The following is a 14,061-nucleotide window of genomic DNA, read 5'->3' on the forward strand; positions in this document are numbered from 1 at the left end:
CGGCCCAGTCTACCGGCAACCGGTTCAAGGATTGGGCCGCTTGCCTCCTTGCCTCTCTTCTTGTGCCTTATTGCCAGGCGAAGAAAGCCGCTCGCCTTTCTTCCACGCTTGCTCTTCTCTCCCGCCTGTTGCCGCCGTCTCGGCTGGCGGCTACTCCTGGGCCGCTTCGTCTCTTCCTCATATCCAGGCGTCCTGCTCGTGAGGGCTGGCCGCTAGCGAATAACGCCGCAGGAAGCAATGTTAGCCGCGTGCTCCTGAAGAAGGGCCCCCGCCGTGGTTAGGAGCAGGCGAATACGCTCATCACAGAGACGATAATAGACATATTTTCCCTCGCGTATTGCTTGCACCAGCCCACACCAGCGCAGACAGCCGAGGTGCGTTGAGACACGCCCCTGCGGTGCCCCCAGGGCCGCTACCAGCTCACTCACCGTGCGCCCCTGAGCTGGAGCCTCCAGCAACAGCGCCAGCAGTCGCAGCCGGGTCGGATCGCTGAGCACCTTAAAGAAGCGCGCATATAGCTCAGCGACCTCAGCCGTCAGCGCCACTCCTTGCCCCGGCAGCTCCTCCGCTGCGCGGCGAGGCTGCCCCCCCAGGTCAGCCGTTGTCATGATCGGTGCTGCGCCCCCTGCACTGTTCCCGCCTTCTCTGCTCCTCATATCCTTGCCCTGCCTCAGTTCTTACCTGATTACCCACTTTGTGACTATTATTTATTACGTATATGTATGGGCTGATAGAGGGATGATAGCATCAGGCAGCAGGCCCGTCAAGGGAACCGACGGAGGCGGATCGGACGGGGCCAGGAGACAGGTCGAGCATGGATGCGGACCTGCCGAGCGATCGGGAAGCCGGGCCTGGTCAATCAATCAGAGGAGAGTCAGAGGGGGAGAGAAAGGCGAAGAGGGAAAACGGCCTCATGGAACATGTACTATACTATAACTACGCCGACCGGACAGGCGACGCAACCAGCAGATCTGTGACTGATGAGACATATCTCTTTTTTTAGAGAGGCAGCCTTATTCTCCAGCATCGGAGGAAGTAGGCCTCTGCAGTGCGGTCAGAGCTGACCCGCCCCGCACAGGAGCCCTGAGCTGGCCGCCGCCTCGTTGCAGCACGAGGCGAGGCGAGCGAGCGACGTGCCAGCGCCCGGCGAACAGGGCCAGAGAGCAGCTCCTACCTCCTCCTGGAAGGGAAGCGCACAACGCATGTGGAAAGATCACCTCGCTCAAGGAAAAATGGCGCGGCTCTGCCAGCTAGCCGCCAGACTCATTCTCGTTCTTGGGCTGGTCACCGCCGCGGCTGAGATTTACCTGCTTTGGAATACCTACCACTATATCTTGCAGTCAGGCTACTCTCTCAGCGACGGCATCTCTATCCCGCAAGGCTTTTCCTACGTGCGAATGGGCGGCGTAAGCTGGCTGGACCTTGTGGGGCCGGTGGCCTTTCTCTTCGGCACCATCGCCACGACCATCTTTTACAGCCTGCTCCTCTCCCTGATTGGGCACGTTCTCAGCGCCATAGCCGGGTCGAGGCCCGCAGGGACAAGCAGCGAACGGATCAGCGCCAGCGAAGAGGAGTTGACGGATGGCCTGATCTTTCAGCCGCTGGATGAAGTAGAGACCAGCGAGAGAGGCCGAGACCGGCAGCGGCGCTAAGCGAAGCTCACAGCGGCAAGGCTCTACCCTTTCGTTCGGCCTCTCCGCCGGCCTGGAGCGCAACAGGAGCAAGGCTGAACGCCTGCGCTTTCAGCCGGCTCCCGTGGGCAGCAGTAGGCCACTGCCGACGAGCTGGCTCAGAGTCCGGCTCATGCGCAAAGGATTGCGCGTCGAAGTCAGGTCCTGGTATCCATCGATCAGGGCCAAGGCCCGCGGCCCCCCCTCCTCCGCAGGCCGAGCCTCCCCCCAGCGACGTCGCTCCTGATCAGCACAGGTGCTGGCCCCGAGGCGATTCATCAGCAGAATATTTTCGCGGGCCAGCAGGCGATGAGGGACATAAGCATAGAGCGGCGAGCGTAGCTCAGCCAATTGAGCCTCGATCTGCTCCGGCTCATGACCATAGCGGCGGCAAGCCTCACGCACCTGCTCCTGTAAGGCCTCCTCGTCCAGGGCAAAGATCGCATCCAGTGCCTGCAACAGATTCATCACCCGATTGAGCAGCACGGCGCGGCCATGCCGCAGCCGGCGCAGCAATACCTCCTGCTCTCCGTGAGCCTGGCGGCCCATCACCTGGATCTGGCGAGTAAGATCGGCAAAGGGCATGGCATCTAGCCGCCGCTGCAAGAAAGCGACCACCTCAGCGGTCTCGCCTTCCTCCTGCCAGGCGCGCAGGAGCCGGAGACAGCGCTCACCTTCGTAACGCTCGATGGTCCTGGGGACACTCAACAGACGGTCTTTGCACTCGCAGATCCAGAGGGCATGGAAATAGCGCACCGTCATTTCGACGGGGAAGCGCGCAAAGCGCTCCTGACCCTGTACCTGCTGAACAAAGAGGAACGAGGTTTCAAACTCGGGGCGCAAGCGTGCGAAGGCGTTCAGCTTCTGCTCGACCAGCATCTCTGTCGCCTCATCGCTGGTTGCTCGCCGTGCGTACATGGCTCGCCTCCCCTCAGAGCATGGACTGGCTCACTAACTGGCTTACTGACCGGTTGAATGACTGACAGACAGGGCGCCCGACTGGTTTCCGCCTTCTACCTGCCCGCCCTGTCTGATCGCTCGTTTCACCTGGCCCTACCTTCCTTTGAGCGAGCGATCAGATGGAGCGTGAGTCATTCACTTACAAGGGCTGCTCAGAGATACAACGATTCAAGAAGAGACATCTCTAGACACTGTGCCTCTATTGTACTGCCATCTCCAGGGGGAGAGCAAGCGGGACAGGAGGAGCAGGCTCGCGCGTCTTGTAGGGCCGAGCTGAGCGCCCCTGCTCGCTGTCTGACGAGCGGAGACAGGTCGACAGGAACCAGGCGCGGAGCACAGGCTCAGGCGGCAGAAGAGTTGACGGTCGGGCGTTAAGCTGTTATCATGACGGAAGATCGGAGCAAGAGCCAATTCAGCAGCAAGGCAACATGCTATGGATGAACCACGCACCTGGCGCGAACTGCTAGGAACCATCATCGCTGATAGCCACGAGAGACAGCGCCTGGCCGAGGAATTGGGAGTAACCTCCACTACCTTGAATCGCTGGGCCTCCGGTGCTTCCGACCCCCGGCCTCAGAACCTTCGCTTGTTGCTTAAGGCGCTACCTCAATACCGCGAGCAGCTGCAGGAGCTGATTCAGGCCGAGTTCGAGGATTTCGTGGCGGCGCCTTCCGATGACTCGTCCCTTGAGATTCCTGCCGCTTTCTATGCGCGCATCTTCCGCGCCCGCGCGACGACGACCGAGGCGATGCGTTACTGGTCGCTGAGCAATTTGATTCTTCAGCAGGCGCTGGGACAGCTCGATCCCGATCATTTGGGCATGGCCGTGCGTGTAGTGCGCTGCATGCCTCCCAAGGAGGGAAAGATCCGCAGTTTACGCGAGTGGCTCGGGCTGGGTACGCCACCTTGGGGAGGCGAGCTGGAGCACAAGGCCATGTTCTTAAGTGCTGAGTCGCTCTCGGGCTACGTGGTCAGCTCGTGTCGTCCGAATGCGATCCAGAACATCGATGAGGAGCATTCGCTGATCCCTGCCCATCGCGATCCCCACGAGCGCAGCGCCGCTGCTCACCCGATTCTCTACGCCGGGCGCGTCGCCGGCTGCTTCCTGGTTTCGAGCACTCAGCCTTACTATTTCCTCTCCCAGGCTCGCCTGACCCTCATCCAGCATTATGCCGATTTGCTGGCTCTGGCTTTTGACCCCCAGGAGTTCTATGATCCTAAAGACATCGAATTGCGGGTCATGCCAGATCAAAGCATCCAGCGCAAGTATTTTATGAAGTTCCGTCGCCGCGTCTCGGAAGTCATGATGGAGGCGACCCGCTCGGGCCGCTCGCTCAATAATCTGCAGGCGGAACAACTGGTCTGGCAAGAGCTGGAAGATGAGCTGCTCGAACTGTCCCTACGGCTCAATTGAAGAGATCAAAGCATAGAAGATCATCTATGTTCGACGATTTTGTGGCGAGAGGCCGGGAAAGCGGTGAGCTTGATCCTCGCTGGCGGCGCACCTGTCTCGGGGGTGGGCGCCTGAGCGTGGAGCAATCGCGTCTGCGGCTAGAGCTGGAAGCCAGTCGCGAGGGGGAGTACAGCGACGCGCAGATCGATGACTACGGGGAGCTGCCACGGCGCGCCTTCCCCTGGCGCCCTCCGCTGCGCATGGAAGTGCGGGCCTGCCTCTCCCACGCGGCGGCGACGCTGGCCAGCACAGTGGAAACGCCCGGCCTGCTCCGTGGGACTGCTGGTTTCGGCTTCTGGAATTACCCGTTTTCGCTACGTGGCGATGTGCTCATGCTTCCCGAGGCGGTTTGGTTCTTTTATGCCTCGCCGCCCTCGAACATGGCCCTGGTGCCGGGCGTGCCGGGCTGGGGCTGGAAAGCGCAGGTGGTGCATGCGCTACGCCCGGGCTTTCTGGCCGCGGCCCTGCCCACAGCCCTGGCAGCCCTGTGGGGGCGTCTTAGCGGCGAGCTGCGTCCGGCGGCACGCTGGTTGCAGCGTCTGACAGGCGCTCAGGAGCGTCTGTTAGAGGAGGTTGAGCTGACAGCCTGGCACAGCTATGCGCTTGAGTGGCTACCGTCACAGGCCCGCTTCTTTGTCGACGGCAGCCTCCTCTTTACCGCTCCCGCACCCCCGACGCATCCACTGGGCTTCGTGGCCTGGGTGGACAACCAGTACGCGCTTGCAACGCCGCGCGGCACCTTGCGCTTTGGCACGATCGCGACGGGGCGCCAGTGGCTGGATCTCGACTATGTACGCATCGAGCCACTCTAAGGGAGTGGCGAGGTTTTGAAGTCTTTGGTCGGTGGCTCCAGCACTTCGTCGATGATGCCGTATTCGACAGCTTCAGCGGCGCTCAAGAAAAAGTCGCGATCGGTGTCGCGTTTGATGCGCTCCAGCGGCTGACCGGTGTGCAGTTGGATGATCTCATTGAGCATATCGCGAGTATGCAACATTTCGCGGGCGTGAATCTCAATATCGCTGGCCTGGCCGCTAACGCCGCTGGCGGTCCACGGCTGGTGCAGGTGGATGCGGGCGTGCGGCAAGGCCCGGCGCCGACCGCGATCACCGGCCATCAGCAGGATGGTGCCAAAGCTGGCGGCATAGCCGACACAGGTGGTGGCGATGGGACAGGGCAGCATGCGCATGGTATCGTAGATGCCCAGGCCGGCAGTGATGACGCCGCCCGGTGAGCTGATGTAGAGATTGATCTCTCGCTCGCTGCTCTCAGCAGCCAGAAAGAGGAGCTGGGCAATGACCAGTCCTGCCATTTGCTCCTCAATGGGGCCGTTGATGAGAATAATGCGCTCTTTGAGCAGACGCGAGTAGAGATCATAGGCTCGCTCGCCGCGTCCGGTGGCCTCGATGACGGTGGGGACGTAGAGAGTAGCACTCATGGTAACCTTCCTTCCTTCTTCCTTTGATGTTCGCCTGAATTCTGCCCTCTGCACATTTCTGTTCACAAACCTTTGTATTCAGCGGTGCCGCAGGCTATTCTCCTTCCATCAGCTCCCGCCCCGGACTCAGCAGACGGCGTACAAAGTAGTAGTGCACCTGGGAGCCGCTGCCGCTGGCGCGTTCGTCGATGATCGCCTGTAGCAGCCAGCCCTCTTGCCCGAGCCTGGCCAGGCGCTCTTCGGAGAGCAGCGGCTCTTTGGGTGGCTGCAGGCTGATGAGGCGATACTCCCAGCGCGGGGGATCTGGCTGCTGCTCTTCATAGACGATCGGAATATGCAGTGTTGACAGGATATGCTCTTGTGTGTATGACAGGAACTGGCATGAGGAACGGGGCAGCATGGACACACTCCTTTCTGCGGTTTCCAGTGTGCTCTGATCTTGGCGGGGTCCCTCTGCTCCCCACAGATGGGAAGGAGGGAACACCTTGAATATAGCAAGGCGGGGGGATATAGTGATAGCAAAAAGCGATGCTGTTAGCATAGCCTGACGGGCAGCTATGCTATGAGCATAGCTGTCGTAGGTGGCAGAGATGAGAGAGACTCCCCGGAAACCAGCAAAGGGGAGAGCAGAAAGGAGCGTGGGGATGGCCGATCTTCAGGAGACGCTGGGGAAAGTGATTCGTCGAGAGCGTCAGCAACGGCGGCTCACGATGCGCGAGCTGGGTGAGCGCGCTGGCCTCTCGGAGATCTACGTTGGAGAAATTGAGCGTGGGCAGAAATATCCTTCGGCGCGCGTGCTGGAGAGCGTGGCGGCGGCGCTTGATCTGGAGGTGGCCGAGCTGCTGGAATTGGTGGCTGCCGAGCTACGTGGGGTCTCGGAGGCCGCTCACAGCGGACATTCCCAGACCGGCTTCGGGACGCCTGCCCCTGTTCACAGCGCTGCAGGCCGTCGAGAGCAGAGGCCGGGACAGGGCGAGCCGCTGGCAGCTCAGCAGGTGCTGACGGTAGCAGGTTTCAGTTCGCTGTTGCTGGCGGGACAGTTGGGAGAGGCTTCTTGGCAGCGTTCGCGCCTGCGCCGCTAGCCTCAGCCTGAATATAGAGTAGAAAAGAGAGGGGGGCTAGCTCGCCTAAGCACAGAACACGAGCACCCTCCTCCATTCTTCTTGCTTTGCCTGCTTTTGACTGTTGGTCTTCATTGACAAGGCCCGGGGCAGGGGCAGCCTAGCAGTAGCCTTCGCGAGCCGCCTGCTCCCTGAACCGCATTAGCCGCGCCACCAGCGCCGTGGTCGCTGAACATAGCTACCGCGGCGATAGTAGTAGGGCGAGAGACGGCGGTAGGCGAAGGCGCTCCAGATAAAAACTAGAACTGCGGCTGCCAGCACCGATGTGACGAGCGGAACGCCGTTCAGGTAAGGTTCGCCGCTAATATGCCAGTGCAGGACGCCATCGACCAGAAAGATGGCCAGGAGTCCCAGGAGAATAGCGCCGATAATGCCGCCAGGGGCATGACGGCGCGCGATGAATTCCCCAACCACTCCTACGATGGCCGCGATGATGACCCAGATGATGAGCTGCTCCAGGCTGATGGTCATGATGATAGTCACCTCCTTGCCGAAGCCGGCCTCGTCCGGCTTTCCCTGGATGCTCGCTTCTACAGCATCTGGGAGAATCACGCGCTTACCGCTCTGTTAGTTTCAGGCCCCGCCCTGGTCAGCGAGAGGGGCCGCCGCGGCGCCTTCTCCCCCCCCTGATGACGGCATGATAGTAGACTATAAGAATTCATGACCCTGAGCCAGCAGGACGGCCCGAGCGGCATCGAGCTGCGGCTCGCGAACCAACAGATAGTCTGTATCGTAGGTTGACAGAGCAAAGACCGGAATGGCGGCGGCGGCCAGAGGATTGAGCAGCGCGGCGAGTATCCCCGTTAAAGCGAAATCGAGAGGACCCACGACCTTGAGCGCAGCCCAATCCGGGGCACAGCGCACCCCCTCGGGCACCCACTCTTGAGGACAGACGACAGACAGCTCATCAGGGGTCCAGATTAACGCTAGCAAAGATGACGCTGTGCGCTCAGCAGCCGAGAGCCAGGCCGGTAAGGGATCATCAGGGGCAAGCTGGCAAATAGCCAGCCTGCGGGCGGCTATCAGTAACTGCATGCTGAGGACTGCCTCCTCTCTCGCTCGTTTTCATAGCGCTTTACCATCGCCCGCCCCACCCGGCTGGCCTGGTTCGTCAGCCAGCGGCTTAAGCGAGCAATTCCAAAGCAGCCATTCTTTACCATAGCATAGCCATAGCCCTTCAGTCCTGTGCAGGTTCCCGCGCCTCTCTTCTTGGATTGCAAGCAAGCGGTATCGATGTTATAGTAGTAAGAGAAGAAAGCTGCATAGCTGTACAGGTTTTCGAATACGAAAGGAGCGAGCCGCGATGACCGCCCGTCCACGAGCGTGCGCAGCCAACAGGCGCGCTGAGGAGGCGGATCTCTGTCAGGTGCGGGCTATTCATCCAGAGCAGGTGGAGGCCGTGCGTCAAAGCCTGCTGCCGTTCGAGAGTGCCATGCGCACGGCAGCGCTCTTTGCCGTTCTAAACGATCCGACGCGTCTACAGGTGCTCTTTGCGCTGCTGCATGCGCCGGCCGGTGAGCTTTGCGTCTGCGACCTGGCCGCCGGCCTTGGCCGCGATGACACGACCATCTCTCATCAGCTTCGGGTGCTGCGCACTCATGGGATCGTTGGGTTGCGCAAAGCTGGGCGGGTGGTGTACTATCGCTTGATTGATGACCATGTGCGTCAATTGCTTGAGCTGGGCCTGGCTCATGCGAGCGAGCCGGCGGGCGGGCCAGCCGCTGTCTCACATGGGGTGGAGGTATCCGCATAACTATGTATGCTGGTCATTGTGAAGAGTCTGCCATGAAAGAAAAGATGCCTGCACACAGCGCAAGTGGGCAGGGCGACCAAGAGCATCACTCTCACCAGGGCCATCACGCTCATGCCCACGCTCATGATCTGCCGCGGCGGAGCCTCCGTCTGGCCTTTCTGTTGACAACGCTGATTCTGCTCAGTCAGCTTGTTGGTGGCTTGCTGGCTAACTCGCTGGCGCTCTTCTCAGAGGCCGGTCACGTGGTGACGGATCTCTTTGCGCTTGGCCTGGCCTGGTTTGCCGCAGTGCAGGCGGAGCGTCCTGCCAATGCGCGTCGTACCTTTGGCTATCATCGCGTTGGTATCCTGGCGGCCCTGATTAATGCGGTGACCTTGATCGCCATCGCGGTGGCTATTCTGATCGAAGCCATTGGGCGCCTGCGCCACCCGGCTGAGGTTCAGCCGCTGGCGATGTTCGTAACGCCGCTGATCGCCATCGCCATCAATCTCTTTATCAGCGTGGTGCTGCAGCGCCAGAGTCAGCATAATCTGAATACGCGCGCAGCTTTATTGCACGTACTCGGCGATGTAGGGGCCTCGCTGGCAGTGATCGCCGGTGGCCTGGTGCTGCTCTTGACCGGTTGGAGCGCAGTTGATCCGCTGCTGTCGGTAGGCATTGCCCTGCTGCTGGCCTTTGGCGCCTGGCGGGTCGTTCAGGAGGCGACCGATATTCTGCTAGAGGCGGCCCCGCGGGGCCTTTCAGTTGCCCAACTGGCGCACGATATGCTGCAGGTTGAGGGGGTCCGCGAGGTGCATGATCTGCACGTGTGGACGATCGCCAGCGGAATGCCTGCGCTGGCCTGCCATGCTACCATTGAGGATGGCACGCCGTCCCGCAGCGCTTCGATCCGGCAGGCGCTGACCCAGATGCTGACGGAGAAGTACCATATCGATCACGCTACGATCCAGTTCGAGTCGGAGAAGGATCGCCAGAGCTGCTGCCACGGCCAGAGCCTCTATTGCTGTCTCGATCCCTCACGACGCGCGCGTCAGGCATAGGCTCCCGCAGCCGAGGCAGGAACTGAAGACGTTTGAAGAAGAGCGAAGGCGAGATCAGAGCAGGCAAGGGATGCTCAGGGCCGAGAGAGAGGAAGCCCGAGCCAGGAAGTGGGTAGAGCATCTGCCTGCCTACTTGATCCCGCCCTTCTTTTATGCCACTTTTGCCAGTCTATCTGGCCCGGGCACGCTTCTCCAACTCTCCACCGTCCTGTCATGGCGGGACCCGGGCGAGATTGAGAGCGCCTACGGCAGGTCAGCGGCCCTCCAGGCGCTCGATTTCTGGAGCAAGAGAAGAGGCGGCGTTTAGTGGCTGCCTCCGTCCGAGGAGCCAGAAGGTGAGGAGGGCCGAGAAGCCGAGCACGCCGATTACGCTCGCCATTGGTAGAGCCGTCTGAGAGCCAGCGATGCCGACCAGCGGCGAGGCAATTGCTCCAAGGACAAACTGGAGTAAGCCTACGAGGGCCGCGGCGCTGCCAGCTTCGCGGGGGTGGTCGGTCAGGGCTAAGGTGGCGGCATTGGGGAAAACCATGCCCTGGCTGGCGACGACGACGAAGAGTGCGGGCAGGATGCCGATCAAGCCGACGCCGCTGATTACGGCCAGAAAGAGACCTCCACTGCCCACTGCCACGGCGGTTAAGGCGCCGGCCAGTAGTTTACGCGGCGCTATGCGCCCAACGAGGCGCCCATTGATCTGGCCCATGATAGCAATGCCCAGGGCGTTGGTCCCAAAGACCAGGCTGAAGGCCTGGGGCGAGAGGCCATAGATATCCTGGGTGACGAAGGGAGAGCCGGAGATGTAGGCAAACATGGCCGCCGCCGAGAGGCCGCAGGAGAGCGCGTAGCCCAGGAAGGATCTGTCTGTGAGCAGGCGCCGAAAAGTGCCAAGGGTCGTTTCCAGCTTGCCGCTTTGCCGTCGCTCCGGCGGCAGGCTCTCAGGTAGGCCCAGGAGGGCCGCCAGCCAGATCAGGACTACGAGCAGGGTGAGAAAGAGAAAGATACCGCGCCAGGTCGTGAGGCGAAGCAAGAGGCCCCCAATGAGTGGGGCCGCGATGGGGGCGATGCCGCTGACCAGCATGAGCATGGAGAAGAAGCGGGCCATGAGGATGCCGCTGTATTTGTCTCTCACGGTAGCGCGGGCGATGACGATGCCCGCAGCGCCAGCCATGCCCTGGATCAGCCTCAAGCCAATCAGGAGCGTGATCGATGGCGCTACGGCACAGCAGAGCGAGGCGAGTATGTAGGCCAGTAGCCCAATCAGTAGGGGCCGCCGCCTCCCAAAGCTGTCGCTCAGTGGACCCGCCAGTATCTGACCAAGGGCTAGCCCAACCAGACAGGCGCTCAAGGTGAGCTGGGCCTCCGAGGCGCTGGCCCCCAGGTCCTGGCTGAGGAGGGGCAGCGCGGGCAGATACATGTCTATGGAGAGCGGACCAAAGGCCGAGAGCGATCCTAGAATGACGATGAGCAGGATATAGCGCCATCCTCTGGCTGGCTCTGTCCGCTGCGTGCTGGGCTCTGTATCTTCAACTGATGATCGGCTCATGCTTCTCATGCTCACTAAAATATGGATATATATGTTTATAAATCAATCCTGAGCGTGCTGTCGAGGGTGCCTCCCCTGCAAGAGGGACCGATGAAGATTGCGGGCGACAGTTGCGGCCCTGATCCCTGGCTAAGATAGGAGCCGGGTAGGTACTTCACGCGCTCTTGCTCGCCAGAGAGAGCGCTTCTGACCGCCGTTGCATAGTCCAGCCTGAAGAGAGGGAACTTGTGAGAGTCGCTTGCGCTCCCCGCTTTCCCGAAAAGACAGGGTCAAGAGCGAGGCCAGGAAGGAGTAGCAGCAGGCTCTTCCTCCCAGCCTGCCGGCGTGAGGGAGGGGATCAGGTCCAGGCCCGGCAAGCGCTGACGATGCCTGTCGCCTGGATTACGCCTCTCTTCGCAGTGCTCAAGATCCGGGCTTCTCGGCCTGCTTCAGACGCGCCTCTTGGCGTTGCAGTTGCTCTAGCGCCCGCTGATAGAGAGGTTCGGCCCAGCGGCGGGCTTCCGGCAGCCGTATCCGGGTGTACATCCAGGAAAACTTAGCGCGAACAGCTTCAGGTGTCCAGCCAGCCCGGCTATTGCTCATCATGCTAAGAAAGGGCCGGACGTTGACCTCCAGGAAGCTGAGGCTGTCCGCCGCCTGAACCCAATCGGCTTCGGGCCATCCTCCTACCTCGTGCACGCGGATCAGGGCCGTTACCGCTTCTATCAGGTCGGCTGGTGCCTGTTGCTCGCGCAAAAAGCCGCCCACGATGCGCGCCGAGCGTTCAGAGTGCGCCTGGAGATAGAGGGGATCATCCGGCCCACGTGAGGGATCTTGCTTTGGGCTATCGGGCCCGGGAAAGGCTCTCTCCATGTCGTGGGTCAGCGCTGCCAGCAGCATGGCCTCCGAGGCAGCCGGATTGATCTGCCGCAGCCATTCTTCTGCCCTTAGCAGATGGGGAACCTGGGAACCGGCATGCTCCTTGACCCAGGAGCGAGCGCACGCCAGTAAGCTCTCCTTCAATGGTCTCGCCCTTTCCTTATCGAGATCAACACAAGCAAGGAAGCACTGCTCACTATTTCTAAGCTTAACTACCTCTGTCAAGCTCGCTCGAGGGCTGGTGCCGTGGTTTGCCCCCTGAGCCTGGCAGCGATGGCCGGGCCTCCACCGGAAGGCCGCCAGACGTTTGCTGATTGTGATCGTCGCCAGATCAGAAGCTTTCAGCCGCTTCTCTTTGCTGTAGCTCCTTTTCTGACTATGCCGCGCCGCGAATAGCCTCCCCGTCTCTGGTCGGTTGACACCCCATTTTATCCATGCTACCATCAACGGCAAAATCGGTTCTTTACCATTATATCTTCTATCGAAGTGCATAACTATGGTGACTATTGGCGAGAAATTGCGTAGATCGGTTCTCGTAGAGAGATGGAACTTGGCCGCGCTCGGCCTGATCCTGGTTGGGGTCAGCTTGCGCCTGATGCTGCTCAAGCAGCACTGGCCGTGGACCGATAGCGATGAGGGGATCTTTGGCCTGATGGCGCGCCATATTGCCTATCAGGGTGAGCGCCCAACGTTTATGTATGGCTCGTTCTATATGGGACCGCTTCAGGCTTATCTGGGTGCCGTCTTCTTTCATTTGTTCGGATCATCGCTTCTTGCTCTACGACTTGGCCTGGTAATGCTCTTTGCTCTCTTTCTGGTGGCTCTCTATTTCTTGACCCGAACACTGTATACAGCAGGGCTGGGCTTGCTGACGCTGACGTTGCTGAGCCTTGGCTCGCCTTATATGCTCACCTATCAGCTGCGCTCCTATGGGGGCTATCTGGAGATCCTGCTCTGCGGGACACTGGCTTTCCTGATTGCTACCTGGTTAGCGCTCTCCGCTGATCCTGGGCTCTCCCGGCGCCGTTTCTTGCTCCGCTGTGGGGTCTATTTGGCCTGGGGCATCGTGGTGGGTCTGGGCCTCTGGAGCGATATGCTTATCTTACCTCTGATGTCCCTCTCTTTTCTGTTGATCGTTATTTTCTGCTGGCGTGAGTTAGTGCTCCTTTTACCCGTTGTCTGCATGCTGGGCGGCCTGGCCCTGGGAATGTGGCCGCTGCTGGCCTACAATTTGCACGCTCCACCAGGTCTTGATACGCTCAGCGCTGTGATCGCCCAGCAGCAAGGGCCGGTACCGCTGCACTATACGCCAGCCCTGGTCTGGCAGCAGATCAAGGCCACTATCCAGCTCTCTCTGCCCACGATTAGCGGCAATCCTTTCTGTCCAGTCAGCGAAGTGCCGGTCCTGCGGGACCCCACCAGTGCCCCTACGCTGGCTTGTCGGTTGATCCATCTCGGCTGGGGGACTGGCTTTTTGCTGCTCTTTCTCGTGGCCCTGGGACTGGCCAGTTGGGATCTGTGGCACCTCGGACGGCATTCCTGGCTGGAGGGCAAGGCCAACAGGCAGGCTGACCTGGTGCGGGCCAGCGCCCGCCTGCTGCTGTTGATGGCTGCGGCCATTACCCTGGTGCTCTTCATTCACAGTCTTGCGCCACTCAAGTGGCCCTCTCTTCATGGGCGCTACCTGATCATTTTTTGGATTGCGCTCCCCGCGGTTCTCTGGCCCCTCTGGCAGGGTGCACGGGCCACGTGGTCCTTTCTTCCCAGGCTACGCCAGCCCGGTCGCGCCCTCTGTCTCGCTCTGCTCCTGTTGCTGCTGCTCTTCTATGGTATTGGGACAGCCCAGGCTTTTAGTGAAACTTCCACGGCTCAGATGTACTATCAGCAAGATATGGCTTTTGTACAACGGCTGGAGGAGTTGGGGGTGACCCACTTCTATAGCGATTATTGGACCTGCTATAAGGTGGCTTTTCTCAGCCAGGAGCGCATGACCTGCGGGGTTGTCAATCAGCAGCTACAGCCGGGCTATATTCGCTACTGGCCCTATTACTGGGCGACCCACGCCGATCGCCATGCCGCTTACGTGCTGCCACGTGGCGAGTACGAGTCCGCCCTACACGCGTTGATGTCCCAGCAGAACCGGCGCTATCGCCTGACGCTCTACGGAGACTACTTTATTGTGCAACCAGTGGTATAACAACCCTGGCTGGCAGGGCAGGAGACTCAAGCGG

The 14,061-nt window shown here is 60.6% G+C and carries 15 protein-coding genes; 7 read left to right on the forward strand and 8 right to left on the reverse strand.

The window, feature by feature from the left end; translation table 11 throughout:
- Nucleotides 1-212 precede the first annotated feature (212 nt).
- Nucleotides 213-608, reverse strand: a complete 396-nt coding sequence (locus AC6H1L_RS00830) for an ArsR/SmtB family transcription factor (RefSeq protein ID WP_497599656.1) — start codon at nt 606-608, stop codon at nt 213-215.
- A gap of 594 nt (nt 609-1,202) precedes the next feature.
- On the opposite strand from AC6H1L_RS00830, the gene AC6H1L_RS00835 reads away from it, so the two are divergent.
- A complete protein-coding gene (locus AC6H1L_RS00835) occupies nt 1,203-1,652 on the forward strand; it encodes a hypothetical protein (protein WP_497599657.1) in 450 nt (149 codons plus the stop codon).
- A 90-nt stretch (nt 1,653-1,742) separates the two neighbouring features.
- On the opposite strand, the gene AC6H1L_RS00840 is transcribed toward AC6H1L_RS00835, so the two are convergent.
- Complete coding sequence (locus AC6H1L_RS00840; protein WP_497599658.1) at nt 1,743-2,588, reverse strand: hypothetical protein; 846 nt, start codon at nt 2,586-2,588, stop codon at nt 1,743-1,745.
- A gap of 475 nt (nt 2,589-3,063) precedes the next feature.
- Here AC6H1L_RS00840 and AC6H1L_RS00845 point away from each other — a divergent pair, with 475 nt between their 5' ends.
- Both AC6H1L_RS00845 and AC6H1L_RS00850 read left to right on the forward strand, forming a co-directional pair.
- Nucleotides 3,064-4,044, forward strand: coding sequence for a GAF domain-containing protein (locus AC6H1L_RS00845; RefSeq protein WP_497599659.1), 981 nt, complete (start codon nt 3,064-3,066; stop codon nt 4,042-4,044).
- 26 nt (nt 4,045-4,070) lie between these two features.
- Nucleotides 4,071-4,895 (forward strand): hypothetical protein, encoded by an 825-nt coding sequence (locus AC6H1L_RS00850; protein ID WP_497599660.1) that lies wholly within the window; start codon nt 4,071-4,073, stop codon nt 4,893-4,895.
- Here the strand turns inward: AC6H1L_RS00850 and AC6H1L_RS00855 are convergent.
- Both AC6H1L_RS00855 and AC6H1L_RS00860 read right to left on the reverse strand, forming a co-directional pair.
- The gene (locus tag AC6H1L_RS00855) at nt 4,892-5,518 is read right to left on the reverse strand and encodes an ATP-dependent Clp protease proteolytic subunit (RefSeq protein WP_497599661.1); all 627 of its coding nucleotides are present in this window, start codon (nt 5,516-5,518) and stop codon (nt 4,892-4,894) included. The two genes, AC6H1L_RS00850 and AC6H1L_RS00855, sit on opposite strands and share 4 nt — an antisense overlap.
- 94 nt (nt 5,519-5,612) lie before the next feature.
- Nucleotides 5,613-5,918 carry a hypothetical protein gene (locus tag AC6H1L_RS00860; protein WP_497599662.1) on the reverse strand — a complete coding sequence of 102 codons (306 nt, stop codon included), beginning with the start codon at nt 5,916-5,918 and terminating at the stop codon, nt 5,613-5,615.
- Nucleotides 5,919-6,162: 244 nt separating this feature from the next.
- On the opposite strand from AC6H1L_RS00860, the gene AC6H1L_RS00865 reads away from it, so the two are divergent.
- The gene (locus AC6H1L_RS00865; protein ID WP_497599663.1) at nt 6,163-6,600 is read left to right on the forward strand and encodes a helix-turn-helix domain-containing protein; all 438 of its coding nucleotides are present in this window, start codon (nt 6,163-6,165) and stop codon (nt 6,598-6,600) included.
- A gap of 180 nt (nt 6,601-6,780) precedes the next feature.
- On the opposite strand, the gene AC6H1L_RS00870 is transcribed toward AC6H1L_RS00865, so the two are convergent.
- Nucleotides 6,781-7,191, reverse strand: a complete 411-nt coding sequence (locus AC6H1L_RS00870) for a GlsB/YeaQ/YmgE family stress response membrane protein (protein ID WP_497599664.1) — start codon at nt 7,189-7,191, stop codon at nt 6,781-6,783.
- A gap of 96 nt (nt 7,192-7,287) precedes the next feature.
- Nucleotides 7,288-7,674 (reverse strand): ACT domain-containing protein, encoded by a 387-nt coding sequence (locus AC6H1L_RS00875; protein WP_497599665.1) that lies wholly within the window; start codon nt 7,672-7,674, stop codon nt 7,288-7,290.
- Between the two features lie 268 nt (nt 7,675-7,942).
- On the opposite strand from AC6H1L_RS00875, the gene AC6H1L_RS00880 reads away from it, so the two are divergent.
- Nucleotides 7,943-8,392, forward strand: coding sequence for an ArsR/SmtB family transcription factor (locus AC6H1L_RS00880; RefSeq protein ID WP_497599666.1), 450 nt, complete (start codon nt 7,943-7,945; stop codon nt 8,390-8,392).
- A gap of 32 nt (nt 8,393-8,424) precedes the next feature.
- The gene (locus AC6H1L_RS00885; RefSeq protein ID WP_497599667.1) at nt 8,425-9,432 is read left to right on the forward strand and encodes a cation diffusion facilitator family transporter; all 1,008 of its coding nucleotides are present in this window, start codon (nt 8,425-8,427) and stop codon (nt 9,430-9,432) included.
- A gap of 253 nt (nt 9,433-9,685) precedes the next feature.
- Here the strand turns inward: AC6H1L_RS00885 and AC6H1L_RS00890 are convergent, their stop codons facing one another.
- Nucleotides 9,686-10,972 (reverse strand): Bcr/CflA family multidrug efflux MFS transporter, encoded by a 1,287-nt coding sequence (locus tag AC6H1L_RS00890; protein WP_497599668.1) that lies wholly within the window; start codon nt 10,970-10,972, stop codon nt 9,686-9,688.
- A 402-nt stretch (nt 10,973-11,374) separates the two neighbouring features.
- Complete coding sequence (locus AC6H1L_RS00895) at nt 11,375-11,974, reverse strand: HD domain-containing protein (protein ID WP_497599669.1); 600 nt, start codon at nt 11,972-11,974, stop codon at nt 11,375-11,377.
- A gap of 406 nt (nt 11,975-12,380) precedes the next feature.
- Between AC6H1L_RS00895 and AC6H1L_RS00900 the strand changes: the two genes are divergently transcribed.
- Complete coding sequence (locus tag AC6H1L_RS00900; protein WP_497599670.1) at nt 12,381-14,027, forward strand: ArnT family glycosyltransferase; 1,647 nt, start codon at nt 12,381-12,383, stop codon at nt 14,025-14,027.
- The last annotated feature ends 34 nt before the right edge of the window (nt 14,028-14,061 follow it).

The sequence above is a fragment of the Thermogemmatispora argillosa genome (assembly GCF_059696725.1).